Source organism: Virgibacillus carmonensis, from assembly GCF_057836705.1.
Window position 1 is genome coordinate 1 of record NZ_JBYQFJ010000194.1, and the last position, 657, is coordinate 657.

The window sequence follows — 657 nt, forward strand, 5'->3', positions numbered from 1 at the left end:
CTTCACCCATTCCAATTTATTGTTCAATAATACCTCGATGCCAGGTGTTACCTTTGCATTACCTTTATTACTGCTTTTTCCCTCTACACTAGTAGTTGCAAACGAAGATGCCATAAACAACATTAAAACGACTACTAAAATAAAAATTTTACCTAACTTCACAAAAACACTCCCCGTTTATTATGATAGGATTATAATTTTCATGATGGCTACTTTAATTTAGCTTTGTCTATTAACTCATCCAACTTCACATTCATTTTATGTTGCTTTCTATACATTTCAATCATCTCTTCAATTAAATCCTTTTCTGACATGACAGTCATCAAATGATCCTGTGCATGGACCAAAATTACTGGCAAGCTTGTTAAATCATTTTTAGCATCCTCCTGAATTAACTTGGTTTGTATATTATGAGCCTCTAATAGTTCATTTGCTGCTTGTTTTACTTTCAAATCAATTTGATCAAATTCTGCGTTCCTTGCATCCCTCAATGCCCCGTGTAAATATCCTTTTGCATTTCCCGCATGCAAAATAAGTTTCATTGACAAATTTTCAATGTTCATTTGCTATTCCCCCATAATGGATTAGATCAATAGAATGTTTTTTTATCCAGTTTTTAATCTTGTTGTTTACAAGAATTTCTAACTCTTTGGTTCT

The 657-nt window shown here is 32.4% G+C and carries 1 protein-coding gene; it reads right to left on the reverse strand.

The features are described 5' to 3' along the window. Positions 1-209: 209 nt before the first annotated feature. A complete protein-coding gene (locus tag AC3G7N_RS21330) occupies positions 210-563 on the reverse strand; it encodes a PTS lactose/cellobiose transporter subunit IIA (protein ID WP_089063129.1) in 354 nt (117 codons plus the stop codon). Between the last annotated feature and the right edge of the window lie 94 nt (positions 564-657).

Bases quoted from the DNA above. Each gene is read 5' to 3' on its own strand.
- AC3G7N_RS21330 (WP_089063129.1), bottom strand. From the start codon at position 563: ATGAACATTGAAAATTTGTCAATGAAACTTATTTTGCATGCGGGAAAT.